The organism is Micromonospora acroterricola (assembly GCF_003172955.1).
In the GTDB taxonomy this organism is placed as follows: Bacteria; Actinomycetota; Actinomycetes; order Mycobacteriales; family Micromonosporaceae; genus Micromonospora; species Micromonospora acroterricola.
On the sequence record NZ_QGKR01000098.1, the window covers coordinates 1 to 24,789 of the forward strand.

22 protein-coding genes are annotated in these 24,789 nt (G+C 72.3%); 12 read left to right on the forward strand and 10 right to left on the reverse strand.

Going from position 1 to position 24,789, the window contains the following annotated elements; genetic code table 11:
• The first annotated feature begins 67 nt into the window (after positions 1 to 67).
• Entirely contained in the window at positions 68 to 298 is a 231-nt protein-coding gene (locus DKT68_RS02760) for a CDGSH iron-sulfur domain-containing protein (RefSeq protein ID WP_109815858.1), read from the forward strand.
• Positions 299 to 306: 8 nt separating this feature from the next.
• Here the strand turns inward: DKT68_RS02760 and DKT68_RS02765 are convergent, their stop codons facing one another.
• From DKT68_RS02765 to DKT68_RS02775, 3 genes are read right to left on the reverse strand one after another with little or no spacing between them, the layout of a single operon-like run.
• On the reverse strand, positions 307 to 1,398 hold the full coding sequence (locus DKT68_RS02765; protein ID WP_109815859.1) for an iron-containing redox enzyme family protein: 1,092 nt from the start codon (positions 1,396 to 1,398) through the stop codon (positions 307 to 309).
• A 49-nt stretch (positions 1,399 to 1,447) separates the two neighbouring features.
• On the reverse strand, positions 1,448 to 3,202 hold the full coding sequence (locus DKT68_RS02770) for a thiamine pyrophosphate-binding protein (protein WP_109815860.1): 1,755 nt from the start codon (positions 3,200 to 3,202) through the stop codon (positions 1,448 to 1,450).
• Positions 3,195 to 4,319 carry a baeRF2 domain-containing protein gene (locus DKT68_RS02775; RefSeq protein WP_109815861.1) on the reverse strand — a complete coding sequence of 375 codons (1,125 nt, stop codon included), beginning with the start codon at positions 4,317 to 4,319 and terminating at the stop codon, positions 3,195 to 3,197. The genes DKT68_RS02770 and DKT68_RS02775 overlap by 8 nt, the downstream gene beginning before the upstream one ends.
• 142 nt (positions 4,320 to 4,461) lie before the next feature.
• On the opposite strand from DKT68_RS02775, the gene DKT68_RS02780 reads away from it, so the two are divergent.
• Together DKT68_RS02780 and DKT68_RS02785 are read left to right on the forward strand one after the other, a co-directional pair.
• Positions 4,462 to 5,010: a hypothetical protein gene (locus DKT68_RS02780; protein WP_201748871.1), complete on the forward strand. Its 549-nt coding sequence runs from the start codon at positions 4,462 to 4,464 to the stop codon at positions 5,008 to 5,010.
• 49 nt (positions 5,011 to 5,059) lie between these two features.
• Positions 5,060 to 5,920, forward strand: coding sequence for an alpha/beta fold hydrolase (locus DKT68_RS02785; protein WP_109815863.1), 861 nt, complete (start codon positions 5,060 to 5,062; stop codon positions 5,918 to 5,920).
• Between the two features lie 38 nt (positions 5,921 to 5,958).
• On the opposite strand, the gene DKT68_RS02790 is transcribed toward DKT68_RS02785, so the two are convergent.
• Positions 5,959 to 6,297: a DUF3817 domain-containing protein gene (locus DKT68_RS02790; RefSeq protein WP_109815864.1), complete on the reverse strand. Its 339-nt coding sequence runs from the start codon at positions 6,295 to 6,297 to the stop codon at positions 5,959 to 5,961.
• 182 nt (positions 6,298 to 6,479) lie between these two features.
• On the opposite strand from DKT68_RS02790, the gene DKT68_RS02795 reads away from it, so the two are divergent.
• Positions 6,480 to 7,958, forward strand: coding sequence for a glutamate--cysteine ligase family protein (locus tag DKT68_RS02795; protein WP_109815888.1), 1,479 nt, complete (start codon positions 6,480 to 6,482; stop codon positions 7,956 to 7,958).
• A gap of 24 nt (positions 7,959 to 7,982) precedes the next feature.
• Here DKT68_RS02795 and DKT68_RS02800 read toward each other — a convergent pair whose 3' ends face one another.
• A complete protein-coding gene (locus DKT68_RS02800; RefSeq protein WP_109815865.1) occupies positions 7,983 to 8,555 on the reverse strand; it encodes a GNAT family N-acetyltransferase in 573 nt (190 codons plus the stop codon).
• Between the two features lie 333 nt (positions 8,556 to 8,888).
• Between DKT68_RS02800 and DKT68_RS02805 the strand changes: the two genes are divergently transcribed.
• The gene (locus DKT68_RS02805) at positions 8,889 to 9,908 is read left to right on the forward strand and encodes a S66 peptidase family protein (RefSeq protein WP_109815866.1); all 1,020 of its coding nucleotides are present in this window, start codon (positions 8,889 to 8,891) and stop codon (positions 9,906 to 9,908) included.
• A gap of 37 nt (positions 9,909 to 9,945) precedes the next feature.
• Here DKT68_RS02805 and DKT68_RS02810 read toward each other — a convergent pair whose 3' ends face one another.
• Positions 9,946 to 11,118, reverse strand: a complete 1,173-nt coding sequence (locus DKT68_RS02810; RefSeq protein WP_109815867.1) for a low temperature requirement protein A — start codon at positions 11,116 to 11,118, stop codon at positions 9,946 to 9,948.
• Positions 11,119 to 11,415: 297 nt separating this feature from the next.
• Between DKT68_RS02810 and DKT68_RS02815 the strand changes: the two genes are divergently transcribed.
• Positions 11,416 to 13,227 (forward strand): hypothetical protein, encoded by a 1,812-nt coding sequence (locus tag DKT68_RS02815; RefSeq protein ID WP_146218267.1) that lies wholly within the window; start codon positions 11,416 to 11,418, stop codon positions 13,225 to 13,227.
• A gap of 51 nt (positions 13,228 to 13,278) precedes the next feature.
• Here the strand turns inward: DKT68_RS02815 and DKT68_RS02820 are convergent, their stop codons facing one another.
• Both DKT68_RS02820 and DKT68_RS02825 read right to left on the reverse strand, forming a co-directional pair.
• Complete coding sequence (locus tag DKT68_RS02820; protein ID WP_161556610.1) at positions 13,279 to 13,665, reverse strand: DUF2267 domain-containing protein; 387 nt, start codon at positions 13,663 to 13,665, stop codon at positions 13,279 to 13,281.
• A 130-nt stretch (positions 13,666 to 13,795) separates the two neighbouring features.
• Complete coding sequence (locus DKT68_RS02825; protein WP_109815870.1) at positions 13,796 to 15,106, reverse strand: alpha/beta fold hydrolase; 1,311 nt, start codon at positions 15,104 to 15,106, stop codon at positions 13,796 to 13,798.
• A 161-nt stretch (positions 15,107 to 15,267) separates the two neighbouring features.
• Between DKT68_RS02825 and DKT68_RS02830 the strand changes: the two genes are divergently transcribed.
• The 4 genes from DKT68_RS02830 to DKT68_RS02845 all read left to right on the forward strand — a co-directional run bounded on the left by DKT68_RS02830 (position 15,268) and on the right by DKT68_RS02845 (position 22,147).
• Positions 15,268 to 15,621 (forward strand): SCP2 sterol-binding domain-containing protein, encoded by a 354-nt coding sequence (locus tag DKT68_RS02830; RefSeq protein WP_109815871.1) that lies wholly within the window; start codon positions 15,268 to 15,270, stop codon positions 15,619 to 15,621.
• Positions 15,622 to 15,633: 12 nt separating this feature from the next.
• Positions 15,634 to 17,676, forward strand: coding sequence for an amylo-alpha-1,6-glucosidase (locus DKT68_RS02835; RefSeq protein WP_109815889.1), 2,043 nt, complete (start codon positions 15,634 to 15,636; stop codon positions 17,674 to 17,676).
• A 197-nt stretch (positions 17,677 to 17,873) separates the two neighbouring features.
• Positions 17,874 to 21,017, forward strand: a complete 3,144-nt coding sequence (locus tag DKT68_RS02840) for a GH92 family glycosyl hydrolase (RefSeq protein ID WP_109815872.1) — start codon at positions 17,874 to 17,876, stop codon at positions 21,015 to 21,017.
• Between the two features lie 74 nt (positions 21,018 to 21,091).
• Positions 21,092 to 22,147, forward strand: a complete 1,056-nt coding sequence (locus DKT68_RS02845) for a glycoside hydrolase family 43 protein (RefSeq protein WP_109815873.1) — start codon at positions 21,092 to 21,094, stop codon at positions 22,145 to 22,147.
• 78 nt (positions 22,148 to 22,225) lie between these two features.
• Here the strand turns inward: DKT68_RS02845 and DKT68_RS31075 are convergent, their stop codons facing one another.
• The gene (locus DKT68_RS31075) at positions 22,226 to 22,735 is read right to left on the reverse strand and encodes a hypothetical protein (protein WP_161556611.1); all 510 of its coding nucleotides are present in this window, start codon (positions 22,733 to 22,735) and stop codon (positions 22,226 to 22,228) included.
• Positions 22,736 to 22,996: 261 nt separating this feature from the next.
• Here DKT68_RS31075 and DKT68_RS02860 point away from each other — a divergent pair, with 261 nt between their 5' ends.
• Positions 22,997 to 23,371: a VOC family protein gene (locus tag DKT68_RS02860; protein ID WP_109815875.1), complete on the forward strand. Its 375-nt coding sequence runs from the start codon at positions 22,997 to 22,999 to the stop codon at positions 23,369 to 23,371.
• A 146-nt stretch (positions 23,372 to 23,517) separates the two neighbouring features.
• Positions 23,518 to 24,228 (forward strand): carbonic anhydrase, encoded by a 711-nt coding sequence (locus tag DKT68_RS02865; protein WP_109815876.1) that lies wholly within the window; start codon positions 23,518 to 23,520, stop codon positions 24,226 to 24,228.
• A gap of 58 nt (positions 24,229 to 24,286) precedes the next feature.
• Here DKT68_RS02865 and DKT68_RS02870 read toward each other — a convergent pair whose 3' ends face one another.
• Complete coding sequence (locus DKT68_RS02870; protein WP_146218268.1) at positions 24,287 to 24,721, reverse strand: hypothetical protein; 435 nt, start codon at positions 24,719 to 24,721, stop codon at positions 24,287 to 24,289.
• Between the last annotated feature and the right edge of the window lie 68 nt (positions 24,722 to 24,789).

The following is a 24,789-nucleotide window of genomic DNA, read 5'->3' on the forward strand; positions in this document are numbered from 1 at the left end:
ACGAGCCTTATCGTCGGCAGCGTCAGATGTGTATAAGGGACAGGCCAGGGCGGGCACTTCCGGGCCCATGCGCACCGAGGACACGAGCGAGCCCGCCGCCGCCACGATCACCCCGTACCAGGACGGACCGCTGCTGGTTCGCGGCGACTTCGCCCTGGTCACCCCGGACGGCGAGCGGATCGACGCGCGACGGGGCACGGTGGCGCTGTGCCGGTGCGGCAAGTCGGCGCTCAAGCCGTTCTGCGACGGCACCCACAAGATGGTCAACTTCCGGGCGGGCACCACCCGGGAGGGCTGACCCGCGGGTCAGACGACGCCGGCCAGCGGTCCGGCGGTGGCGGACGTCGACGGGGTCGCGGGCAGCGAGACGGTCAACGCGGTGGGCGCCCGCAGCGAACTGCGGCCGGCGGCCCAGCTGTCCAGCAGATGCGCGGCGAACAGGCGGTCGACCGCGAGCGCGGCCGCCGCGCCGAAGAGCACGTCACCGGCCAGTGCCGGCTCGGCGCGGACCAGGCCGCCACAGAGGTCGTGCATGGCGATCTGTTCGTGCACCGCGTCGGCCTCGACGTGCTCGTCGTAGAAGCGGGTGGCCACCTCGTCGAGGCCGAGCCGGCGCAGCCCGTTGCCGTACCGGCGGTTCGGCGCCGACGAGGTCATCTCGAACGCCGCCAGGTGACCGAGCAGCGCGCCGCGCAGGCGGCGGTGCAGCCCGAGCAGCGACATCAGGTTGTTCGTCGCCAGCGTCACGGCGGGCACCACGTTCACGTGGGCGCCGTAGCCGGTGTCCAGGCCGAGCCGGCCGAGGGTGCGCCGGAACAGCTCCGCGTGCATCCGGTCCAGCCGGCCGTTGCCGTACTCGTCGGCCTGGATCTCCACCAGGGCGGCCTTGGCCGGGCCGCCGAGGCGGGGCAGCGCCCAGCTGTGCGGATCCGCCTCGCGCAGGTGGTAGACCGAGCGGTGGGCGACGAACTCGCGGAACTGGCCGAGGGTGGCGCGCCGCTGGAGCGTCGCGGACAGCGGCGGCCCGTCGTCGGCGGCGACCAGATCGGCCAGCCCGGCGGCCACCCCGGCCGGCGGCACCGGCGGCCGACCGGTCAGCCGGCGTAGCGCCGCCTCGAAGGGCCGCTCGGCGCGGGCCCGCAGGGCCAGCAGCGTCGGCTGCCACTCCCAGCCCTCGGCCACGCCGCGCCAGCCCCGGTAGTGCAGCTCGTAGCAGAGGAACAGGGTGAGCTGGAGGTCCTCGTCGGTGAGCGGGTCCGCCGGGTCGAGGTCGGCGCCGAGCGTGGCCGGCAGGTCGTGCGGCGGCCGGCGCAGGGCGTCGGCGACCGCTGCGGAGAGCGGACCGCGCGGCTGCGGTAGGGGCGCGGGACCGTACCGACGGTCGACGGGCTCCAGCATCTGACCTCCAGCTTTATCGGGCCGCTACTGATGCCCAGGTGGAGTGCGCCTAAACGAGGCCCTCCGCGTTCACGGTGAGTTCGACCTGCTCGCGCACCCGCCGGGCGGCGTCGCCGTTGGCGTACAGGCCGCGCAGGTCGGCGAAGGCCGGCTCCGGCGGCGCCAGTGGCACCGTGGCGTCCACCACCGCCTCCAGCACGCACGGGCGGTCCGCGGCGAGCGCCTCGTCCCAGGCCGCGCCGACCAGCTCCGGGCGGTCGACCCGGACACCGTGCAGCCCGAGCAGCCGGGCCCAGCCGGCGTACGGCACGTCGGGGCGCCGGCGTGACGGGTCGGACGGCACCTGCCGCCCGCCGCCCATCCCGGACTGGTCGCGGTTGTTGAGCACCAGCACCACCAGCCGCGGGTCCCGCCACTCCTGCCAGAGGTGCGCGACGGTGATCAGCTCGGCGAGCCCGTTGAGCTGCATGGCACCGTCACCGACCAGCGCGATCACCGGCCGGTCGGGCGCGTCCAGCTTGGCGGCCACCGCGTACGGCAGGGCGCAGCCCATCGAGCCGAGGGTGCCGCACAGCTGCGCGTTCACGCCGGGCGGCAGGACGAGGTGTCGGGCGTACCAGTAGAGGACCGAGCCGACGTCGACCGCGACCGCGCCATTGGACGGTACGCGGGTGGACAGCTCGTGGAGCACGAGCTGCGGGTTGACCGGTTCGGCCGGCACGGCGGCGCGGTCGGCGGCGGTCGTCCGCCACCGGTCCACCGAGCGTTCCACCGTGGCGCGCCACTGCTGGTTGGGCCGATGGGGCACCCGGGCCAGCAGCGCCCGCAGCGTCTCGGCGGCGTCGCCGACCAGCGGCACGTCGGCCGGGTACCGGGTGCCGATCCGCCGGCCGTCGATGTCGATCTGCACCGTGCGGGCCTGCCCGGGCATCGGGAAGTAGTCGATCCACGGGTCGTTGGTGCCGATCAGCAGCAGCGTGTCGCAGCCGCCCATCAGCTCGGCGGCGGCCGTGGTGCCGACCTCGCCGAGCACACCGGTGTGGAAGGGCAGCCGCTCGTCGAGCACCGGCTTGCCCAGCAGCGAGGTGGCGATGCCGGCGCCGAGCCGGTCGGCCAACTCGACGATCTCCGCGGCCGCGCCCCGGCCACCCTGGCCCACGAGGATCGCCGTGCGCTGGCCGCCGCCGAGGAGCTGCGCGGCGGCGTCGAGGTCCATCTCGTGCGGCAGTACGCGGGCCAGCGGTACGCCCGGGGTCGCCGAGATCACGCCGACGGACTGCGGCTGCAGGTCGGGCACCACGGCCTCCTGCAACTGCCGGGGCAGCACCACACAGGTCGGGCTGCGGGTCGCCGCCGCCGTGCGGAACGCCTGGTCCAGCAGCGCCGGCACGTCCTCGGGTCGGCGCCCGTACTGCACGAACTGGTTGCACACGTCGCCGAAGAGCCGGCTCAGCCCGATCTCCTGGTGTGCGCCGCCGAGCGGCCCGGAGATGTCCTCGCCGATGATCGTGACGACCGGGGTGCTGTCCAGCTTGGCGTCGTAGAGACCGTTGAGCAGTTGCACCGCGCTGGGGCCCTGGGTGGCCAGGCAGACCCCGATGCCACCGGTGAACTTGGCGTGGCCGGTGGCCATGAACGACGCCGTCTCCTCGTGGCGGGCCGGGACGAACGCCGGGTCGCCGCCCGTGCCGTCCAGCGCCTCGACCAGCGGGGCGATCGCCGCGCCCGGGTAGCCGAAGGCGCGCGGCACCCGCCACGCCAGCAGCCGCTCCACCACGAGGTCGGCGACGCGGCGCTCAGCCATTGCCGCGCCCGGGCGTGCTGGCATCGACGTAACGCAGCACCGCGCCGACGCCCTCGGTGAGCTCCGGCGCCTCGTCCGGGCCCAGCACGGTCAGCGCCGCGTCGGTGCCGACCAGCGCCCGGACGAGCGCCGCGTCGGCGCGGACCCGCTGCGGGTCGTCGACCGACATCGCGGCCAACTGCCCCGGGTCGACGGCGATCTCGGTCGGCTCCGGGCCGATCCACAGCTCGCCGTTCGCCGACGGGTCATCCACGATCAGCATGGTGTCCACCTGGTTGCGTTGCAGTGCACCCACGACCGCATCGAGCCCGGCGCCCACGTCCTCCTGTACGCCGAACCTGTCCAGCGTGGCGCTGATCCGCTGGTCGGCGACCTCCGCGATGGTCTGCACGGTGAGGTCGTCCAGGAGCGTCTGGTCGGCGCCGGCGGCCCGCGATCCGGCGTCGGTGCGCACCATCATGTCCTGCCAGCGCTCGGGCATCTGGGCGGCGATCATCCCGGTGGCGCGGACGTCGCCAGCGATCACGACCACCTCCGCGCCGACCTTCTCGGCCAGCTGCACGGTCGCGGCGGTGACGTCGCCGGCGTTGTGGTGCCAGGCCTCCATGGCGGCCTTCTGGTAGATGTCCTGGGACCAGCCGCCGGGCTGCGGCTTGCGCAGCGGGAAGGTCTCCCGGCCGACGACGTGCGCCCGCCGGGGCACTCCTCCGGCACTGATCGCGATCGCGTCCGCGCCGGTGCGGTTGGCCAGCACCCGCACCCAGGCCACCTGCTCGCCGCGCTGCGCGAGCAGCGGCATCACGTGCGGCAGCGGCGCGTAACTGGCCAGGTCACTGAGCGGCGGCGCGGACAGGTACTCGGAGAGCACCACCCGGCCGCGCGTGGCGAAGAGCGCCAGGCCGTAGTTGCCGACCATCGGGTCGTGCCCACGGACCACCCGTTCCAGCGCGGCGACGGTCGCCTCGTCCGCGCCCTGGTCGGTCAGTTGCCGTGCCAGGGCGCGCCAGCGCAGGGCCAGCGCCGGGTGGGCGTCCTCCGTGTCGGCGGAGGCGTCCACGTACACCGAGCACCACGGCCCGGGTCGGTCGTAGAGCGGGCGCAGGAAGGACAGCTGCATGCTCGACCCCTTTCCAGCTCGGCCCCCCGCTTACCCGGGTCGCCCGGGATGTCACCTCGCGGCCGTGAGCCCGTGACCAGGTTTCATTCACGTCGTTCAACCGGGGACATCGATACGATCAGTGAACGGAAGCGGACTCTCGGTGGTGGAAATGGACAGCGGACTTGATACCCGACGCATCGTGCACCCGACGGAGCGGGTCGTCACCGGGCGGTTGATCCGCCTGCTCGACGGCTACACCCGCGAGGTGCGCATCGGCCAACCGGTGCTGGTGGCGGTGCTCGCCGCGGCCGCGTTCGCCCGGCTGCCCGCCCTGCTGCTGCGCTCGCTCTTCTCCGCGGGCGGCGGCGGCACCAGGCGGCGCTGGAAGGAGCTGAAGCAGGGCCCCGAGTACCTGGTCACCCCGGTGCGGCTGCGGAACACCGCCGGCCAGCTCTGCGAGGTGGAGCTGCACGGCCACCTGCCGCAGAGCGCCCTGCACCCCGCGGACCACGTGCAGCTCACGCTGCGCCCGCAACGCGACCCGGACCTGCCGCCCCGCATCGAGCGGATCGTCAACCTCACCACCGGGCAGCTGCTCACCCCGCGTACCGCGACGCTCTGGTCGCACCTCGGCCCGCCGCTGCTGTTGCAGGCGCTGCTGGGCGCGCTGCTGCTCACCGGCGTCGCGGCCTGCTCCGCGCTGACCTGAGCCGGTCGACCGGGTTTCCCCGGTCTGCCGGCTGGGCACCGGCAGCGGTATGTTCCCCGGATTCACGCTCGACGAGATCGACGTCGACCCGGTGCGCCTGCGGGTGCGCCACGGCGGGTCCGGCTCGCCGGTGGTCCTGCTGCACGGCCACCCCCGTACCCACGCCACGTGGCACCGGGTGGCGCCGCTGCTCGCCGAGCGGCACACGGTGATCTGCCCCGACCTGCGCGGCTACGGCGGCTCGACGAAGCCGCCGGAGACCGCCGACCACTCGGGGTACGCCAAGCGGGCGATGGCCCGCGACGTGGTCGCGCTGCTCGACGCGCTCGGCCACGAGCGGGCCGCGGTGGTGGGCCACGACCGCGGGGCGTACGCGGCGATGCGCACCGCCCTGGACCACCCGGACCGGGTCAGCCGGCTGGGCGTCCTCGACGGGATCCCCATCGGCGCGGCGCTGGCCACCTGCGACGCCCGGTTCGCCGCCCGCTGGTGGCACTGGTTCTTCCTCGGCCAGACCGACAAGCCGGCGGAGCGGGTGATCAACGCGGACCCGGACGCCTGGTACGGCGGCTTCCCCGAGGAGATGGGCGAGGAGGCGTACGCGGACTACTCCCGGGCGATCCACGACCCGGCGACGGTGCACGCGATGTGCGAGGACTACCGGGCCGGTCTGGGGCCGGACCGGGCCGCCGACGACGCGGACCGCGCCGCTGGACGGAAGATCGGCTGCCCGGTGCTGTTCGTCTGGTCCGAGCGCGACGACATGGTGGAGCTGCACGGCGACCCGGCGGCGATCTGGCGGGAGTGGGCCGACGACGTGCGGGCCGCGTCGATCGACTCGGGCCATCACATGGCCGAGGAGGCGCCGGAGGCGCTGGCCGCCGTGCTCGCCGACTTCCTGGCCGACTGAGCGCTCAACGGCGACCGGCGACGCGGTGCCGTGGTGGCTCAGCCGACCGGGGCGGGCTCGCGGGCCGGTCGGCGCGCGCTGTCGAGCATCCCCCGGCGGTGGGCCCAGCGCTCGTAGGCGAGCGTGGCGAACGGCGGCACGGCGCAGGCCAGCGCCACGAGCGTGGCCAGCAGGCTCCACCGGTGCAGCCGGGCCACCGCCAGCGCCAGCAGGACGTACGCGACGAACAGGCCGCCGTGGATCGGGCCGAAGATCTTGACGCCCAGCTCGTTGTCCGGCGGGCCGTACTTGACCGCCATGCCGACCAGCAGGGCCAGCCAGGAGCACGCCTCGGCGATCGCCGCCGCGACGAAGAGCCGGGTCACCTTCTCACGCATCCCCACGCCACCACCTCTCGGGCGGCAATGCTAGCGGTGCGGGCCGGTCGGGTCGGCGCGGACCACGCGGACGCGACAGGGATCACCGGGCGCGCGGCTGGGTAGGAAGGAACCATCGGGTCTTCCCCACCCGCCGGCCACGTGCGAGGTTAGGGGGAACCAGCGGTGACAGGGCGGTGACCATGGGCGAGGATGTCGGCGTACGGACCTTCAGCCGGGAGGACCGGGCCCGCTACCGGGACAAGGTCCGCCGCTGCCTGGACGTCTTCGCCGAGATGCTGCGCGAGTCGCGGTTCGACATCGACCGGCCGATGACCGGGCTGGAGATCGAGCTCAATCTGGTCGACCAGCAGTCGATGCCGGCGATGCGCAACGCCGACGTCCTGGCGGCCATCGCCGACCCGAGCTTCCAGACCGAGCTGGGTCAGTTCAACATCGAGATCAACGTGCCGCCCCGCCGGTTGACCGGCACCGGCACCGCCGAGTTCGAGGAGCACGTACGGGCGAGCCTCAACGCCGCCGAGGAGAAGGCTCGCGCGATCGGCGCGCACATGGTCATGATCGGCATCCTGCCGACGCTGCGCCCGGAGCACCTGACCGCCGAGACGCTGTCGCACAACCCCCGGTACGCGCTGCTCAACGAGCAGATCTTCGCCGCCCGGGGCGAGGACCTGCCGATCGCCATCAGCGGGGTGGAACGGCTGGCGGTCACCGCCGACACGATCACCCCCGAGGCGGCCTGCACCAGCACGCAGTTCCACCTCCAGGTCAGCCCGGCCCAGTTCGCCGACTACTGGAACGCCGCCCAGGCGGTCGCCGGCATCCAGGTCGCGCTCGGCGCGAACGCGCCGCTGTTCTTCGGCCGGGAGCTGTGGCGGGAGACCCGCATCCCCCTGTTCCAGCAGGCCACCGACACCCGGTCGGAGGAGATCAAGGCGCAGGGCGTACGGCCCCGGGTCTGGTTCGGCGAACGCTGGATCACCACCGTGTTCGACCTGTTCGAGGAGAACGTCCGCTACTTCCCGGCGCTGCTGCCGGTGTGCGACCCGGAGGACCCGGCGCAGGCCCTCGCGGCCGGTGAGGTGCCCAACCTCGCCGAGCTGCGGCTGCACAACGGCACCATCTACCGGTGGAACCGGCCGGTGTACGACGTGTCGCGCGGCCGCCCGCACCTGCGCGTGGAGAACCGGGTGCTGCCCGCCGGGCCCACCGTGCTGGACACCATCGCCAACGGCGCCTTCTACTTCGGGCTGGTCCGGGCCCTGGCCGAGTCGGACCGGCCACTGTGGTCCCAGATGTCGTTCAGCGCCGCCGAGGAGAATTTCACCAGCTGCGCCCGCTACGGCATCGACGCGCAGGTCTTCTGGCCGGGCCTCGGCTACCTGCCGGTGACCGAGCTGGTGCTGCGCCGGCTCCTGCCGATGGCGCACCACGGCCTGGACCGCTGGGGACTGGACCCGGGCGAGCGGGACCGGCTGCTCGGCATCATCGAGCAGCGCTGCCTGACCGGCCGCAACGGCGCGACATGGCAGGTGGAGACGCTGCACCGGCTGGAGTCCGCCGACCACCTGGACCGGCCGGCGGCGCTGCGCGAGGTGGTCCGGCACTACGTGACGCTGATGCACAGCAACCGGCCGGTGCACGAGTGGCCCATCCCCTGAGCCGGCTCGGCCGGTGAGTCCCCGTCACTCCCCCGCGCGGTCCCACGGCGACGGGTCGTCGCGGAGTCTGCTGTAGAGGTAACCGTCGCGCCACTGCCCGGCCCGGAACTCGCAGGCCCGCACCACGCCTTCGAGCTGGAAACCGGCCTTCTCCAGGGACCGCTGCTCGGCGACGTTCTCGGGGTGGGTGCCGGCCTGGATGCGCTGCGCCGGGGTGTGCTGGAACAGGTAGTCGCAGAGCAGCGCCTGGGCGCGCCAGCCGACGCCCCGGCCCCGCCACGGGGGTAGCAGGACGATCCCGATCTCCCAGTACGACGCCAACCCGGCGTATCGACCGGACCGGTAGCTGACGAGGCCGGCGGCGGCCGGCTCCGGCTCGACCTCGACGATCAGTCGCCCGTCGTCGACGCCCAGCCAGCCGTCGACGGCGAAGCGCCGGGCGGGTGCCTCCGCGTCGCGGAAGCCAGTCCAGTCGAGCCCGATCAGCCCCGGCTCGGTGCAGAACCGCCGCAGCATCGCCAGGTCGGCCTCCGCGACCGGGCGCAGTCGCACCGTGCGGTCGTCCGTCCGGGTTGCCTGCGGGTCACCACTCTCCATTGCCGACACGCTAGCCGCCCGACCGACGAGACGGCGGCCGGTTGTCGCCGTGCGGGCGCGGCGCACTGCGTCAGCAGGGGGATGGTGTTCTGGTCAGCCCCTTTGGAGCTGAACCGTTTACGACATCACCGACCAGACCGCGAGAACCGGCTCCTTTTCTTGCGCATGTGCCGGAGGGAGCCCGCCGCCCACGGGTCCCCCGGTCATCGATGCTTGTCGTAGGCTGGTGCCGCGCGGACATCGATGACGATGGAGGGCACGGCGATGGGCACTTCGGAAGCAGACCGCACCCCGTCACCGAGGTCCGCGAGCCGGGCCCTGTCCCGACGGCACATGCTGGGTGTCGGGGCGGCGGCCGCCGGCGGCGCGTTCCTCGCCGGCACGACCGAGGCGGCGCCGGCGCAGGCCGCGCCGGGTGGCCCGAGGCGGGTTTTGCGCGCGCCGGTCCTGGTGCCCGGTGACCGCGTCCGGGTCGTGTCACCCGGAAGCACTCCCGACCCGGCGAACATGACCCGCGGCATCGAGATCCTGCAGAGCTGGGGCCTGCGGGTCGAGCTGGGCGAGCACGTCTTCGCCAGGTACGGCTACCTGGCCGGCACCGACGCGGAGCGGCTGGCCGACCTGAACGCGGCGCTCAACGACCCCGGGATCCGCGGTGTCTTTGCCGCCCGTGGCGGCTACGGCACCCAGCGGATCATCGATGACATCAACGTGTCCGGAATCCGCCGCGATCCCCGGGTCGTCGTCGGGTTCAGCGACATCACCAGCATCCACGGCAAACTGTGGCGCGAGACGGGGTTGGCCACCTTCTACGGCCCGATGGTCAACTGGAGCGACGCGCGCACCGGCCCCGAGTCGGCCGAGGCGCTGAGGCGGGCCGTGATGACCACCGCGCCCGTCACCGTCACCCGCGATCCCGCCGAGACGGCCGCTCCCGTGCTGGTGCCGGGCCGCGCGACCGGCCCCCTGCTCGGCGGCTGCCTCACGCTGATCTCCACCTCGCTGGGCGCCGGTGACGCCCCGAGGTTCGACGGCGCCATCCTCTTCTTCGAGGACGTGGACGAGGACCCGTACAGCATCGACAGCATGCTCACCGAACTGCGCCGGGTGGGCGTGCTGTCCCGGGTCGCCGGGGTGGTGATCGGCCAGATCACCAACAGCGTCGGCGCACCGGACGAGTGGGACGCGGCGGCGGTGCTGAAGGACCGCCTCTACGACCTCGGCGTGCCCGTCCTGGGCGGGCTCCGACTCGGCCACGGCAACGGGCAGCTCACCGTGCCGCTCGGCTCGCGGGCCACGATCGACGCCGAGGCGGGCACCCTGACGGTGGAGGCCGGGGTGCGTCCGCGCTAGTCACCGCACGGGACGAGCCGATCAGTCTGCCGGGTGGTCAGGAGTCGGGCTCGGTGGCGGGTCCCCGGTCCGTCGGACCCGTGGGCCCGAACGTTCCCCGGGCCGCGTCGCCGCCCTGACGTCGCATGGCCAGCTCCTCCGCCGCGGTCATCACGACGACCACCAGGATGAGGCACGCGACCGCGATGAGGGCCGGCATCAGCGTGGCCAGCGGCACCAGGAGCAGACAGGCCGCGCCAGCGCCGACCCGACGCCAGGCGAGCCTGTGGTGGATGCGCCAGTAGGCGTAGGCGAAGGTCAACAGGAACAGTGCGCAGCCACCGGAGAGGAGCATCGCCTCGCGGGGTGGCAGGACGTGGAGTGGTGCGGGCAGCATCTCGGCCAGACCGACGGCGATGGTGATGATCGCGAAGCTGAAGAGCAGGTGGCCGTAGACGAGGACCGTCCGGCGCAGGTCCGGCTGGTCGGGGGCCTCTTCCAGGGCGCTCCGGAAGTCGGACAGACCGTAGCCGAAGTATGCGTACCACAGCACGCTGACCAGGGCGTAGGCGGCGGCGAGGGCCGTGAGTCGAACGAGGGTCAGTGATTCGTCGACGGCCACCGCCCCGACCTGGATGATGGACTCGCCGAACACGAGGATGATCAGCAGCCCGTAGCGGTGAGTGAAGTGCGCTGGCTGCACCCTGCTCTGGGTGACAAGGTGACGCGCCACCCAGGGGCTCAGCAGGTCGACGGTCGCGGCGACGGCCCAGAGGACGATCCGGGCGCTGCCCTGCACGAGGGCGCCAGCCAGCAGCAGCGGTCCGGTGAGCAGGAAGACTCCGTAGGGGCCGACGAAGAGGGGTCGCCAGGAGGGGAGGCCGCGCAGGGCGAGCCCGGCCAGCAGCACTCGGCCGACGAGGTAGATGGCGACGAAGAGCAGGCCGTGGTCGTCGTAGGCCCGGGGGATCGTCAGGGCCATCAGGAGACTGCCGAGCCCGAACGTGAGGACGCCGACGCGGTCCAGCAACGAATTGATGCCGCGCTGGTCGGTGTAGAGCGTCACGCCGCCCCAGGCCCAGTAGACCGGAACGAAGAGGATCAGTGTCCGGCCGACACCGGCCCAGGTGTGGTCCTCGTGCAGCAGTCGTGAGAACTGGGTCAGGGCGAAGACGAGAGCGAGGTCGAAGAAGAGTTCCTCCCAGGTCACCCCCTTGCCGTGCGATCGCATCGGCTGCCGTCACCGGCCGAGCGTGGCGCGGGCGGGTGGCACGGTCCACGGCGCCGACGACCCACCGGCCGCCGGCTCTGCCCGCTTCGCCACCAACCCGCCTCCGACCGGTCCCATCGCCTCGACGAGGCGAGGTTAACCGCGGCGATCGTGACGCCGGGGTCGAATGACGGAGAAGTCCCACCGCTGGCCGGAGGACCGCCAGAGAGCGCCCTTCCCGGCTTCTTCCGTGAGTTGCCGGTCGAGCCGCGCAGCGGCGCGGACCGCTCGGCGCACTTCTCGTTGATGATGGGTGCCATGACGTCAGTGGGCGGCCAGCGGGTGCGGAGTGCGAGCAGCGGGACGCACAGTCGGGTCGAGCAGCGACTGATCGGGGCCGTCGTCCGCGGCGAGGTGCTCGATCTGGCCGGTGACGGGCCGGTCGACGACGCGGCGATGCGGTCCTGGGGCGACGACCGGACGATCTCGGCCTCGGTCATCCGTGAGCTGGTCCGGGGCCGGCTGGTCAGCGAGCCGGACCCCCACGGCCTGCGGCTGCGCGGGGCCCGGATCGTCGGTCAGATCGACCTGGAGAACGTCACCAGCGACCTGGCGTTGGAGCTGCGCGACTGCCTGCTGCCCGGCGGCGTGAACCTTCGCAACGCCCGACTGTCGGTGGTTGCCCTGACCGGGTGCCGCATCGAGCAGGCGACCGGTTCCGCGGACGCGGCGCTCGACGCCACGCGCTGTGCCGCATCGACGCTCTCACTCGACGGGAGCACGGTCACCGCTGACGCCGTCGCGGGCACCATCCGACTCGCCGCCGCCCGCGTCGGCACCGTCGACTGCCACGGAGCGCGGCTGGAGAACAGCACCGGACCGGCCCTGGACGCCGACGGCCTCCAGGTCGACCAGAGCGTGTTCCTGAATGGCGGGTTCACCGCCATCAGCCCCAGCGCGGGTGGCACCGTCCGGCTGCTCGGCGCCCACATCGGCGGTCAGCTCAACTGCGGCGGGGCCCTGCTGGAGAACACCGCCGGACCGGCACTCAACGCCGACAACCTCCGGACCAACCAGGACGTGCTGCTGTCGAAGGGCTTCACCGCCACCAGCGCCAGCGAGCAGGGCACGATCCGGCTCATCGGCGCCCACATCGGCTCGCTGAACGCCAGCGGTGCGCGGCTGACGAACACCGCCGGACCGGCCATCGACGCCGACGGTCTCACGGTCGACCGGGACGTGGCCCTGGACAGTGGTTTCACCGCCACCAGCGCCAGCGGGTGGGGCGGCGTCGGCCTGTCCGGCGCCCACATCGGCGGACTCCTGGCCTGCGGTGGGGCGCGGCTGGAGAACACGACCGGCCCCGCCCTCGACCTGAACGGCCTCCGGGTCGACCAGGACGTGCTCCTGGATGACGGATTCAGCGCCACCAGCGGCGGCGACGAGGTGGTCGTGCTGGTGCTGGCCGGAGCGAGGATCGGTGGGGCCCTCAGCCTGGACACCGATCGGGTGTCGCGCACCGCACCCGGCCCGGGAGCGCTGATCGAGTTGGACGGGCTCACCTACGGCGGGCTGCCGCGGCCCGCGTCACTGCGGGGCTGGCTCACCCTGCTGCGCGAGGACACACCGCGTTACAGCGCCCAGCCCTACCAGCACCTCGCCGCCGCCTACCGCGCGGCCGGCCACGACCGCGACGCCCGCACCATCCTCATCGCCCAACGCCGCGACCAGATCCGGCGCGCCGGGCTGACCGCCTCCGAGCGCGCCTGGGGACGCCTCATCGGCAGCACCCTGGGCTACGGCTACCAGCCCTGGCGGGCCCTGCTCCTGCTCCTCGCCACGCTCGCGATCGCAGTGACCCTCAGCGTCGTCGGCGGCCACCACGGCGGCCTGGCGCAGAAGCCGGTGGCCAGCGGAGCAGCATCCACCTGCACCACCATCGACCAGGTCGGCGTCGGCCTCGACCTCGGCACCCCGCTGCTCAGGACCGGCGCCCGCGACCGCTGCCAACCCACCGACACCCCTGCCGGCCAGACACTCACCCTCGCCGGCTGGCTCCTGCAACTGCTCGCCTGGAGCTTCGCCACCCTCTTCATCGCCGGTTTCACCAGCGCGGTCCGCAGGACCTGACCCCACGTCGACCCGTTCGGGACCAGACCCGGGTCACGGCCCGGGCGGTGCTCAACCGCGCGGGGTGGGAACACCGAACAGATCGATGATGCCGGCGGGGAGCTGGGCGAGCAGGTCGCGACGCTCGTCGTCGTCGAGCGCCTCCGCGACGGTACGCAACACCGCCTGGGCGTGCTGACGCACCCGGTCCGCGTCCGGGCACTGTTCCCGGTCGCCGACGTTCTTCAGGAACTCGCCGACGTCCCACCGGCGGCCCTGTGGATTACGGGTGACGGACGTGCTCAGCCGGTCCGGTAGCTGTGCCGCCAGGTGGTCGGCCTCCCGTCCGGCGAGCCGTTCGCCGAGCACCGACAGGACGGCCTGTACGGACCGAACGGCCTCGTTCTCGCCGAGGCCCGCGCGCCGCCGTACCGTGGCGATCAACTGCTCGTACTCCATGACCCGCTCCTTCCGTCTCCTCGACGGGCCGTCAAGGCCTGCCGGCGGACGAACGAGGCGAGTTCCCAGGCTCCCTGGCCGCAAACGAGTCCCCCGTCGACCCGAACTCATCTCTCGGGCGGGCGGGACCTCACATCTCGCCGCGAACCAGGCGGATCAGCCGGTCGAGGACGCGGCCCTCACTCACGCGGAGGCCGTCGTGCTCGTACTCGTTGGTGACCCAGGTACGCAGCCCGCGCACCGAGCGGGCGGTGGCCAGCGAGTCCTCGGCGTCGACGTACATGTCGTCGTGGTAGACGGCGGCGACGATTGGCACCTCGTTGCCGGCCAGCTGCCGCGGGTCGTACAGGTCCGGCCAGTCCTCGCGGCGGGCCAGCAGCTCCGCCGTCTCGCGAAGCGGGGCCAGCGCCGGGTCGGTGGCGACCATCCACGGGTAGATCATCTCGCCGGTCAGCAGCACCGGCCGGTCCTCGGCCAGCGCCCGGTCCACGTCGAACTGGGGGAACTCGGCGCGGACCGCCTGGGCCGCCCACCCGGTGGCGCCGGGCGTCACCGAGCGCTGGCCGTAGATCGACTCGTGCAGCAGCGCGTAGAGGGGGCGGCTCGCGTACGAGAGGTGGGCCTGGACGTCGGCGAGGAACGAGTCGGAGAGCTGGCGGTCGGGCACCCCGGGCAGGAAGGCGTCCTCGAGCAGGTAGTGCAGGGTGTGTGTGCCGTTGCCGGTGCCCAGCACGGTGCCGATCGCCTGGAACGCCTCGGCGGTCAGCAGGCCGCCGCCGGGCAGCCGTACCTCCCGCTCGCGCAGGTGCCGCACCACCGCGCGGACGGTCTCGACGTCCTCCGGGTAGCGCGTGTAGTGCGCCTCGACCTTGCGCTGCACGCGCGGGTACGCGGCCCGGTAGACGTCCTGGGCCGTGCTGCCCAGGCCGGGGAGGCCGCCGGTCACGAAGGCCTCGCGGATGCCCTCCGGCGCGTACGACAGGTAGGTGAGGGTGCAGAAGCCGCCGTAGCTCTGGCCGAGCAGGCTCCACCGCCCGTCCTCGCCGAGCAGTTCCCGACGGATCAGCTCGCAGTCCCGGACGATCGAGTCGGCCCGGAAGTGCGCCAGGTACCGGGCCTGCGCGGCGGCGTCTCCGCGCAGCGGCAGGGTGCGCCGGTCGGCCGGGGTGGAGCGGCCGGTGCCACGCTGGTCCAGCAGCAGCACCCGGTAGTCGTCCAGCGCCCGGTCGAGCCAGCCGTCCCGGCCCACCGGCCGCGGGGACCGGCCGCCGGGCCCGCCCTGAAGGAAGAGCAGCCAGGGCAGCGACTCGCGCTCCCGGCCGACGGCGACGACCTCCCGGGCGTACACCTGGATCTGCTCACCGGTCTGGTCCGCGTGGTCGAGCGGCACGCGGAAGCTGTGGTCGGTGATGGTGGTGCCTGGGTGGCGGTAGGTCGGCACGGTGTCCCTTCCCGGAAGCTCTGACCAGCGCCGCCACCGTACGTGACGACCGCCGCCGGTCGGCCCGGGGTGGGCGGACCCGGAACGGGGGCGGCACGGAGTTAAGGGTCACGTGCAGCGGGTAGCCGGCATGCGCTCCTACCAGCGCCTCGGGGGGTCGGATGACGGCGACCAGTGCCTTCTTCGAGCGGTTGACGGTTGCCGGCCAGGATCCGCGGTTCAGCAACGTGTGCGGGAGCGTGCGGTTCGACATCCGGGACGGTGACCGCCTGGAGCAGTGGCTGCTGAACATCGACCATGGGCGGATGCGGGTGACGCGGAGCGCCGGGCCCGCCGAGACCGTCATCAGGGTGTCCGCCGAGGTGGCGGAGGCGATGGCGCGGGGCGAGGTGAACGGTCTGGCCGCGATCACCCGGGGCGAGATCCTGGTCGACGGTGACCTCGCCATGGCGCTGCGAATCGGACGGCTGTTCCCGCGGGCGTCCGAGCAGGCCGATTCCGACGGCAGGAAGTAGCCGATGAGGGACATCCCGGGCACCGTCTCCTGCATCGACGGCAACACGTTCCTCGTGTCGGACGCCAGCGGCGACGTGGAGTCGTCGAGCAACACCCCGGTCGGGCTGTTCGCCGCCGACACCCGTTTCCTGTCCCACTGGGTGCTCACCGTCAACGGCGAACGGTTGAACGCGCTGTCGGTGGACGACAGCCAGTACTACGAGGTCACGTTCTTCGTGGTGCCGGGCGGGGCGGTCGACTACGTGCAGGCCGACGTGTCGGCCATCCGGCGGCGGCGGATCGGCCCGGACCTGACGGAGTCGCTGACCATGTTCAACTACGGCCAGCAGGACGTCGATCTCGACGTGCGGCTCGAGGTGGCGGCCGACTTCGCCGACATCTTCGAGATCAAGTTCAACGTCCAGGACAAGGTCGGCAGCCACTACACCCGGGTCGAACCGAAGGAGCTGCGGCTGGGCTACCGGCGCGGCACGTACCGGCGCGAGGTGTCCCTGTCGGCGAGCGAGCCCGCCACCTTCGACCCGCACGGGCTCCGTTTCACCGCGCGGCTGCGGCCCGGCGAGCAGTGGTCGACAGAGTTGCGGGTGGTGATGCGCGCGCTGCGCCCGGACGGCGTCGACTTCCGTGCCCCACTGAGGGCGCTGCGGCCCCACGACTCGACCCTGCCGGAGAGCGTGCGCGCGTGGGTCGAGGCGGCCCCGAAACTGGACACCGAGAACATCGCGCTCCAGCAGGTGTACCAGCGGAGCCTCGTCGACCTGGCGGCGCTGCGTTTCGCCCCGCTCTCGCTCGGCGGCGCGAGCGTGCCCGCGGCCGGACTCCCCTGGTTCATGACCCTGTTCGGCCGGGACAGCCTGCTGACCTGCCTGCAGACCCTGCCCGTCACCCCGTCGCTGACCCCGCCGACGCTGCGGATCCTCGGTTCGCTCCAGGGCGCCCGCACCGACGACGTGCTGGACGAGGACCCCGGCCGGATCCTGCACGAGTTGCGCTACGGCGAGTCGGCCGCGTTCGAGGAGCAGCCCCACTCCCCGTACTACGGCACGGTCGACGCCTCGCCACTGTTCGTGGTGCTGCTCGACGAGTACGAGCGGTGGAGCGGCGACACGGCGCTGGTGACCGAGTTGGAGCAGGAGGCCCGCGCGGCGCTGGCGTGGATCGACCAGTACGCGGACCTGCGGTCCACCGGCTACATCTGGTACCACAGTCGCAACCCCGCCACCGGCCTGGAGAACCAGTGCTGGAAGGACTCGTGGGACAGCATCTCCTACGCCGACGGGAGGCTGCCGAGCTTCCCGAGGGCCACGTGCGAGACCCAGGGGTACGCGTACGACGCCAAGATCCGAGGGGCACGGCTGGCCCGTACCGTCTGGGGCGACCCCGACTACGCCGACCGGCTGGAACGCGAGGCGGCGGCGCTGTACGACCGCTTCAACGAGGACTTCTGGCTCGACGACCGGGGCTACTACGCCCTCGCGCTCGACGGCGAGGGCAATCGCGTCGACAGCCTCTCCTCGAACATCGGGCACCTGCTGTGGAGCGGCATCGTGCCGCCGGAGCGGGCCTCGCGGGTCGTCGAGCACCTGATGGGTCCGGCGCTCTTCTCCGGCTGGGGCGTGCGCACCCTCGCCGAGGGGCAGAGCCGCTACAACCCGCTGGGCTACCACAACGGCACGGTCTGGCCGTTCGACAACTCGTTCATCGCCTGGGGTCTGCGCCGGTACGGGTTCGCCAGCGAGGCGGCCCGCGTCGCCGAGGGCATCCTCTACGCGGCCACCTACTTCCAGGGCCGCCTGCCCGAGGCCTTCGGTGGCTTCGACCGGCACACCACCCGGTACCCCGTCCGCTACCCGACGGCCGGCAGCCCGCAGGCGTGGTCCAGCGGGGCGTCGATGCTGCTGCTGCGCACCATGCTCGGCATCAACCCGCACGAGGACCACCTCGCCGTCGACCCGGCGCTGCCGTCCGCGTTCGCGCGGATCGCGCTCCTCGACATCCCGGGCCGCTGGGGCAAGGTCGACGCCTTCGCCCGCCACCGCCCCGACCAGCCGTAGCCGTCGGGCCGACACGCGACCGAGGTAGACCGACCCGTTTCCCGCTCCGGCCCTGAGCCGAAGGCGGCGGCCAGAGTCAGGTCGCCGCCGCCTGCCCATTGACAGTCCGCCGACCGGGGCCTACACAGGAGTTCGACGCTCATCTATGACAACGATGTCATGCACCAGCGTCGTCACCTCGAAGGAGGGTCCGCCTCATGCCCCGATCAGGCCCGTCCCGTCTGCTCAGCCTGCTGGCGACTGCCGTCACCGGCACGTCCGTCCTCGCCGCCGTCGCCGCACCCGCCGCCGCGGCGCCGCTCACCCTCACCTCGTACGTCAACCCGTTCATCGGCACCGACGACAGCAACGCACCGAACCCGGTCGGCGGAGGCGCCGGCGGCAGCACCGTCCCCGGCCCGATCCAGCCGTTCGGGATGGTGCAGCTCAGCCCGGACACCCCGACCGCCTCACCGTCGGGGTACCGGTTCAGCGACACCCAGATCGAGGAGTTCAGCCTCACCCACTTCAACGGGGCGGGCTGCGCCAACAACGAGGACCTCGGCATCCTGCCGATCACCGGCGCCCTCGGCTCCTCGCCGGGCACCGCCTGGACGTCCTACCGCGCCACCCAGAACAAGAGCCAGGAACAGGCCCGGCCCGGCTTCTACCAGGCGGTGCTCAGCAACTACGGCAACACGAAGGTCGAGGCCTCGGCCACCACCCGCACGGCCGCGCTGCGACTGACCTACCCGTCCACCACCAGCGCCCGCGTGCTGATCAATCCCAGCCGCAGCGCCACGGGCAGCCGGGCCGGCTCGATCGCGATCAACGGCTCGACCGTGACCGGCAGCGTCACCGGCGGCGGCTTCTGCGGCAGCGCGAAGACGTACCAGATCTTCTACCGGATGGAGTTCGACCGCACGCCGAGCGGCACCGGCACCTGGCTCGGTGGCACGGTCACCGCCGGTGGCACCAGCGTCAGCGGCACGAACTCCGGCGGCTACCTCACCTTCGACACGTCCACCAACGCGGTCGTGCAGGCCAAGGTCGGGATCTCCTTCGTCAGCCAGGCGGGGGCCGCCGCCAACCTCGCCGCCGAGCAGTCGGGCTTCGCCTTCGACACCGTCCGCACCACCGCCGACGCGCAGTGGAACACCGTGCTGAACCGGATCCAGGCCACCGGCGGCACGGCGGCCGACCTCCAGAAGTTCTACACGGCGCTCTACCGCGTCTTCATCAACCCCAACGTCTCCAACGACGTCAACGGGCAGTACCGCGGCTTCGACAACGCCATCCACACCGCCAACCACCCGGTCTACCAGAACTACTCCGGGTGGGACATCTACCGCTCGTGGGCGGCGCTGATCGCCTACCTCGCGCCGCAGGAGGCCGCCGACATCGCGAAGTCGATGGTGCTCGACGGCCAGCAGGGCGGCCTGCTGCCGAAGTGGTCGCACAACCACAACGAGGCGTTCGTGATGACCGGCGACCCCGGGCCGATCATCGTGGACAGCCTCTACCAGTTCGGTGTCCGTGACTTCGACACCGCCGCTGCCCTGGCACTGATGAAGAAGAGCTCGGCCGGCGGCACCACCCAGGGAAGCCCGATCCGGGGCCGGCAGAGCGGGTACGTGCAGCGCCAGTACATCGACGGTGACCCGTCCGACTCGTTGGAGTACTCGGCGAGCGACTTCGCGGTCGCCCAGTTCGCCCGCGCGCTGGGCGACACCGCCACGTACAACACCCACATGACGCGGGCCCAGTGGTGGCGCAACACCTTCAACACCGAGTCGAGCTACGTGCACCCGCGCAACGCCGACGGCACCTGGCCCTGGCCGCTCGACCCGGCCAGCCAGTCGAACTTCGTCGAGGGCAACGCCTCGCAGTACACCTGGATGGTCCCGTACAACTTCGCCGGTCTGATCAACCTGATGGGCGGGCGGCAGACCGCGATCCAGCGGCTGGACCACCACTTCACCCAGACCAACGGCGGGCAGTCGCAGCCGTACTTCTACATCGGCAACGAGCCGGAGCACGGCGTGCCGTGGGCGTACCACTTCGCGGCGGCGCCGGCCGGCACGAGCGCCGCCGTACGCCGGATCATGAACGAGTCGTTCACCACCGGCCCCGGCGGCCTGCCCGGCAACGACGACCTCGGCGCGACCTCGGCCTGGTTCGTCTGGTCGGCGCTCGGCATGTACCCGCCGACCCCGGGTGCGGACACGCTCGCCCTGCACGGCCCACTCTTCCCGTCGATGCTGGTCGACCGGCCCACCGGCGACCTCCAGATCACCGCACCCGCCGCCGGGCAGGGCAACCAGTACGTCCAGGGCCTCTCGGTGAACGGCACGTCGACGCAGCGGACCTGGCTGCGGTACGCCGACATCGCCGGTGGCGGCACCCTCTCGTACTCGATGGGGGGTGCGCCCTCGGCCTGGGGCACCAACCCGGCAAACGTGCCGCCGTCGTTCACCGACGGGTTCACCCCGCCGCCGGCCGCCCCGGACCTCGGCACCAACCTCGCCGCCGGCAGGCCCGCCACCGGATCCGCCGCGTGCACCAGCACCGAGGGCCCCGACAAGGCGGTCGACGGGAAACTCGGCAGCACCAGCAAGTGGTGCTCACTGGCCGCCGGCACGAAGACCCTCCAGGTCGACCTCGGCGCCAACCAGACGGTGCGCTCCTTCGTCGTCAAGCACGTCGGGCTCGGCGGCGAGACCACCGGCTGGAACACCGCCGACTTCACCATCCAGACCAGCACCGACGGCACCACCTGGACGACCCGCGCGACGGTGACCGGCAACCGGTCCAGCCGCACCTACCACCCGATCGGGGCGGTCACCGCCCGCTACGTCCGGCTCGCCATCACCACCCCCACCAACAACGGCAACGGCGCGGCCCGCATCGACGAGTTCGAGGTGTACGGCGGCGCGGCGGCGACCAACCTCGCGCTCAACCGGCCGGCCGTCGCCGACTCCCAGTGCGCCACCGCCGAGGGGCCGGAGAAGGCCGTCAACGGCAGCACCTCGGGCGGCACCACCGACAAGTGGTGCTCGACCGGCGCCAGCAAGTTCCTCCGGATCGACCTGGGCGCCACCCGCTCGGTCACCAGCATCCGCGTCCTGCACGCCGGGGCGGGCGGCGAGAACCCGGCCTGGAACACCCGGGACTTCGACCTCCAGGTGTCCGCCGACGCCACCACCTGGACGACCGTGGCGCCCGTACGGGGCAACACGGCCGACGCCAGCGAGCATCCGGTGTCGGCCAGTGGCCGCTACGTACGGCTGACCGTGCTCACCCCGACCCAGACCACCGACCAGGCCGCACGCCTCTACGAGGTGGAGGTGTACGGATCCTGAGCACCCCCGGGGTGGCCGCCTGAACAGTCAGGCGGCCACCCACCCCGCCCCACGAGCACAGGGAGCACACCACCGTGAACACGAGATTCCTCTCCGTCCTCCTGACCGCCGTCCTCGCCGCCGGCCTGTCCGCAGCCGGCGCCGGACCGGCGGCGGCCGGGCAGACCAGCCTGCGGGCCGCCGACCCGAGCGTGATCCGCGTCGGCGGCACCTACATCTCCGTCCAGTCGCTCAACGGCGGGATCGCCGTCCGCCAGGCATCCTCGACCGACGCGCTGGCCGCCGCGCCCGCGCAGCAGGTGTGGTCAGACACCCGCAACCTTGGCGAGGTCTGGGCCCCGGAGATCGTCACCGACGGCGGCCGGTACTACATCTACTTCTCGGCCGGGCGCGGCCCCGCCCACCGCATGTACGCGATCAGCTCGACGGCACCGGCCAGCGGCTACACGGCCGAGCGGCAGCTCGCGCTGCCCGGCGGCAAGTGGGCCATCGACGGCAGCCTGTTCACCTTCAACGGGCAGCGGTGGTTCGTCTGGTCGGGCTGGGAGGGCGACACCAACGTCGAGCAGAACATCTACCTCAGCAGAATGAGCGACCCGCTCACCCCGACGGGCAACCGGTTCATCATCTCGCAGCCGAGGGAGAGCTGGGAACGCGTCGTCGGCAACCCGTACATCAACGAGGCCCCCGAGGCGATCCGGGACCCGAACGGGCAGCTCCACATCGTCTACTCCGCCAACGGCAGCTGGAGCAACCAGTACTGCCTCGCCGACCTGCGCCTGCGGGCCGGCGGCGACCCGACGTACGTGTGGGACTGGTACAAGTCGAACGGCTGCCTGTTCGGCTCGAACCGGGCCACGATGATGGCCGGTTGGGACCCGACCCTGCACGTCGACGGCCCCGGCCACCACAGCTTCGTCCTGCTCAACGGCGACATCGCCACGAGCCCACCCGCGGGGCCGAGGTTCCCCCTGATGTTCCACGCCGTGCCGAAGGGCACCCCGTACTCCTGGGCGAACCGCTACTGGTACACCGGCACCTTCTGCTGGTGGGGCAACACCACCTACCGCCGCGCCAACGTGCCCGGCCCGACGACCGACACCGGGTTCAGCATCAAGTTCTTCGAGTGATCCGCACGCCTCAACGGCCGACGCCGACCAGCATGGCGAGGCGCGCCACGCCGGTCGGCGTCGGGTGAGCGACGACGGTCAGAAGGTCACGCTGACTCCGGCCGCCTTGCAGGCGGCGGTGATGTTTGCGCCAGCCTTCTCGAAAGCCGTGTTGTCCGCGGCGGCCGCCGGGTCCGGGGCCGCTGCCGCCTTGGAGGCCAGGACGCCGAACTCCCGCAGGGCGGTGGCCACCTTGCTGTCGCCACCGGTCGAGGCCACCTCGGTCACCTTCTGGTCCAGCCCGGTCAGGATCTTCTTGAAATCGGCCGCAGACGGTTCACCAGCCGCCGCGATGGCGACGAGGGCCGCCTTCATCTCGTCCCCGGCCTTCTGCGCCGACTCGCACAGCTCCTTGTCGCTCGCGCCACCCGCCGCGGCGGGCGAGGTCGGCGTGGCGGAGGCGGAGGCGGCCGTCGAGGACGGGGCGGCGGACGTGGGGGCAGGCGACGAGGATCCGGCGGTCGTCGCCGCATCTCCCTCACCGCAGGCGGCGAGAGCCGTCGTCGCGGCAAGGATCAACAGGGCAGAGGCGAGACGAGAGGGCTTCACGGACGCGCACGCTAGCCGATGCCCCAGTGTTGATCAACTCATCGCGAGCACCCCGCCGTGTTAGCCTTCCGTCGCGCCCCAGATGGGCCTACCCCCCGGAGGTTGTGGCTACGTCAGCCGCCACGCCGAGATCAACACGACGGACGTGTGTCTCGCGCGGAGTCCGGGGCGTCGGCGCCCTCGGGGCTTTGTCATCGGTGCGGTTGGTGGACGCCGCGGGCTTCCGGTCGGGTCTTCGGATCGACCGGGAAGACGGTACGGATGCCAGTCACGTTCAACCACACCATCATCGCCAGCAAGGACAGGAGCGCGTCGGCCGCGTTCTACCGGGAGCTGTTCGAGCTGCCGGAGGCGCCCTCGTGGGGACCGTTCGCCAACGTGCTGCTCGACGGGGGCGTGCTGCTCCAGTTCGCCGAGCCGCCGGTGGACATCCAGATGCAGCACTACGCGTTCCTCGTCGACGACGAGCTGTTCGCGCGGTGCCTGGCGCGCATCGAGGGGCGCGGCATCACGTACTGGGCCGACCCGCAGATGAGGCGGGAGGGTGAGACCAACACCGAGCACGGCGGGCGCGGTTTCTACTTCTTCGACCCGGCGGGGCACGCCATCGAGATCATCACGCGGCCGTACCTGTAGCGGTCTGGGGCGCCGGCCGGGGCGGGACTCGGCGGGGAACGACCGCCGGGACCAGCCCTGGTCGCCGGCGGCGGCGAGGCGATCGACCCTTGTGGACGGCCGGCTGGTAGGAAAGAAGCAGTTGCCTCACCCTAGGGGAGATCATCGTGGCACGTTCCCACCTGTCCCGCCGTTCGCTGCTGACCGCCGGTGGCGCCGCCGCCGTCGCGCTCGGCGCGGCCGCGGCGAGCCCTTCCGCCGCCGCGGCGAAGCCGGCCGACGACCCGGTCGGCACGCCCGCCGAAGCGCTGCGCCGGCTGCTCGCCGGCAACCGGCGGTTCACCACCGGCCACGGCCGGCACCCGCACCAGAGCCTGGCCGACCTGCACCGGCTCGCCGCCGGCCAGCACCCGTTCGCCATCACCGTCGGCTGCGCGGACTCCCGGGTGGCCCCCGAGGTGCTCTTCGACCAGGGGCTGGGTGACCTGTTCGACAACCGGGTGGCCGGCAACATCGTCGACGACCTGCTGCTGGGCAGCGTCGAGTTCGCCGTGGAGGAGTTCGGCAGCCTGCTGATCGTCGTCCTCGGCCACGAACGCTGCGGTGCCATCACGGCCACCATCGACGCCATCCACACCGGCGGTTCCGCACCCGGGCACATCGGCACCATCGTGGACAGCCTGCGCCCGATCGTCGAGCCCGTACTCGACCAGCCGGGCGACCCGGTGGAGAACGGGGTCCGCGCCAACATCGCGGCGCAGGTGGCGGCGCTCTCCGCGCGCAGCACGATCATCGCCGAGAAGGTGCACCAGGGCGCGCTGCGGGTGGTGGGCGCCCGCTACGACCTGGACAACGGACGGGTCTCGCTGGTGGCCTGACGGCCGTCCCGTCCCCTGGCCGCCCGGATGCTGCGGGCGGCCAGGGCCGGGGCCTGGTTCAGTGTTCGTCGGCCGTCGGGTCGTCGTGGGTCTGCATCTCGCGCAGCGCCTCGTCGGCGGCGATGACTTCCTGGTACCACTGCCGGTGAACCTTGTACGTGCGGTCGAGCTTGATCCTGTGGTAGATCCCGGTCGGCTTGCCGAACCGGACGTCGCGCGGGAGGCGCTGTGCCCCGCCGCGACCCACGATGAGGATCGCGCGGTCGGTGACCACGAACGTCTCCGCCGGCACCGTGAAGATCCCCCAACCGGTCACCGTCATGAATCCCGTCTGGACCTGCTCGCCGGGCTCCAGATGCGGCGCCGCCTGCGTGGCGATCATCTCGGCCCGTCGTTCCTTGTAGCCCACGGCTTCCTCCGATAGCAGACACGCATCCGGGCGGCCTGATCCTAGGGCAGCAGCGCATTGGAGATCCAGGTCTGTCGCTGTCACCCGCTCCAGCCGAGAGCCACCTAACGGTCCTATCCCTACCCTGCACACCACCCCGGAGAAGCAGTGCA

Excerpts from the sequence above, each read along its gene's own strand:
- DKT68_RS02760 (WP_109815858.1), top strand. The coding sequence starts at position 68 with ATGCGCACCGAGGACACGAGCGAGCCCGCCGCCGCCACGATCACCCCG.
- DKT68_RS02785 (WP_109815863.1), top strand. The coding sequence starts at position 5,060 with ATGTTCCCCGGATTCACGCTCGACGAGATCGACGTCGACCCGGTGCGC.
- DKT68_RS02810 (WP_109815867.1), bottom strand. The coding sequence starts at position 11,118 with ATGCGATCGCACGGCAAGGGGGTGACCTGGGAGGAACTCTTCTTCGAC.
- DKT68_RS02820 (WP_161556610.1), bottom strand. The coding sequence starts at position 13,665 with ATGGAGTACGAGCAGTTGATCGCCACGGTACGGCGGCGCGCGGGCCTC.
- DKT68_RS02815 (WP_146218267.1), top strand. The coding sequence starts at position 11,416 with ATGACGTCAGTGGGCGGCCAGCGGGTGCGGAGTGCGAGCAGCGGGACG.
- DKT68_RS02860 (WP_109815875.1), top strand. The coding sequence starts at position 22,997 with ATGCCAGTCACGTTCAACCACACCATCATCGCCAGCAAGGACAGGAGC.
- DKT68_RS02840 (WP_109815872.1), top strand. The coding sequence starts at position 17,874 with ATGCCCCGATCAGGCCCGTCCCGTCTGCTCAGCCTGCTGGCGACTGCC.
- DKT68_RS02830 (WP_109815871.1), top strand. The coding sequence starts at position 15,268 with ATGACGGCGACCAGTGCCTTCTTCGAGCGGTTGACGGTTGCCGGCCAG.
- DKT68_RS02770 (WP_109815860.1), bottom strand. The coding sequence starts at position 3,202 with ATGGCTGAGCGCCGCGTCGCCGACCTCGTGGTGGAGCGGCTGCTGGCG.
- DKT68_RS02765 (WP_109815859.1), bottom strand. The coding sequence starts at position 1,398 with ATGCTGGAGCCCGTCGACCGTCGGTACGGTCCCGCGCCCCTACCGCAG.
- DKT68_RS02775 (WP_109815861.1), bottom strand. The coding sequence starts at position 4,319 with ATGCAGCTGTCCTTCCTGCGCCCGCTCTACGACCGACCCGGGCCGTGG.
- DKT68_RS02805 (WP_109815866.1), top strand. The coding sequence starts at position 8,889 with ATGCTGGGTGTCGGGGCGGCGGCCGCCGGCGGCGCGTTCCTCGCCGGC.
- DKT68_RS02790 (WP_109815864.1), bottom strand. The coding sequence starts at position 6,297 with ATGCGTGAGAAGGTGACCCGGCTCTTCGTCGCGGCGGCGATCGCCGAG.
- DKT68_RS02800 (WP_109815865.1), bottom strand. The coding sequence starts at position 8,555 with ATGGAGAGTGGTGACCCGCAGGCAACCCGGACGGACGACCGCACGGTG.
- DKT68_RS02795 (WP_109815888.1), top strand. The coding sequence starts at position 6,480 with ATGGGCGAGGATGTCGGCGTACGGACCTTCAGCCGGGAGGACCGGGCC.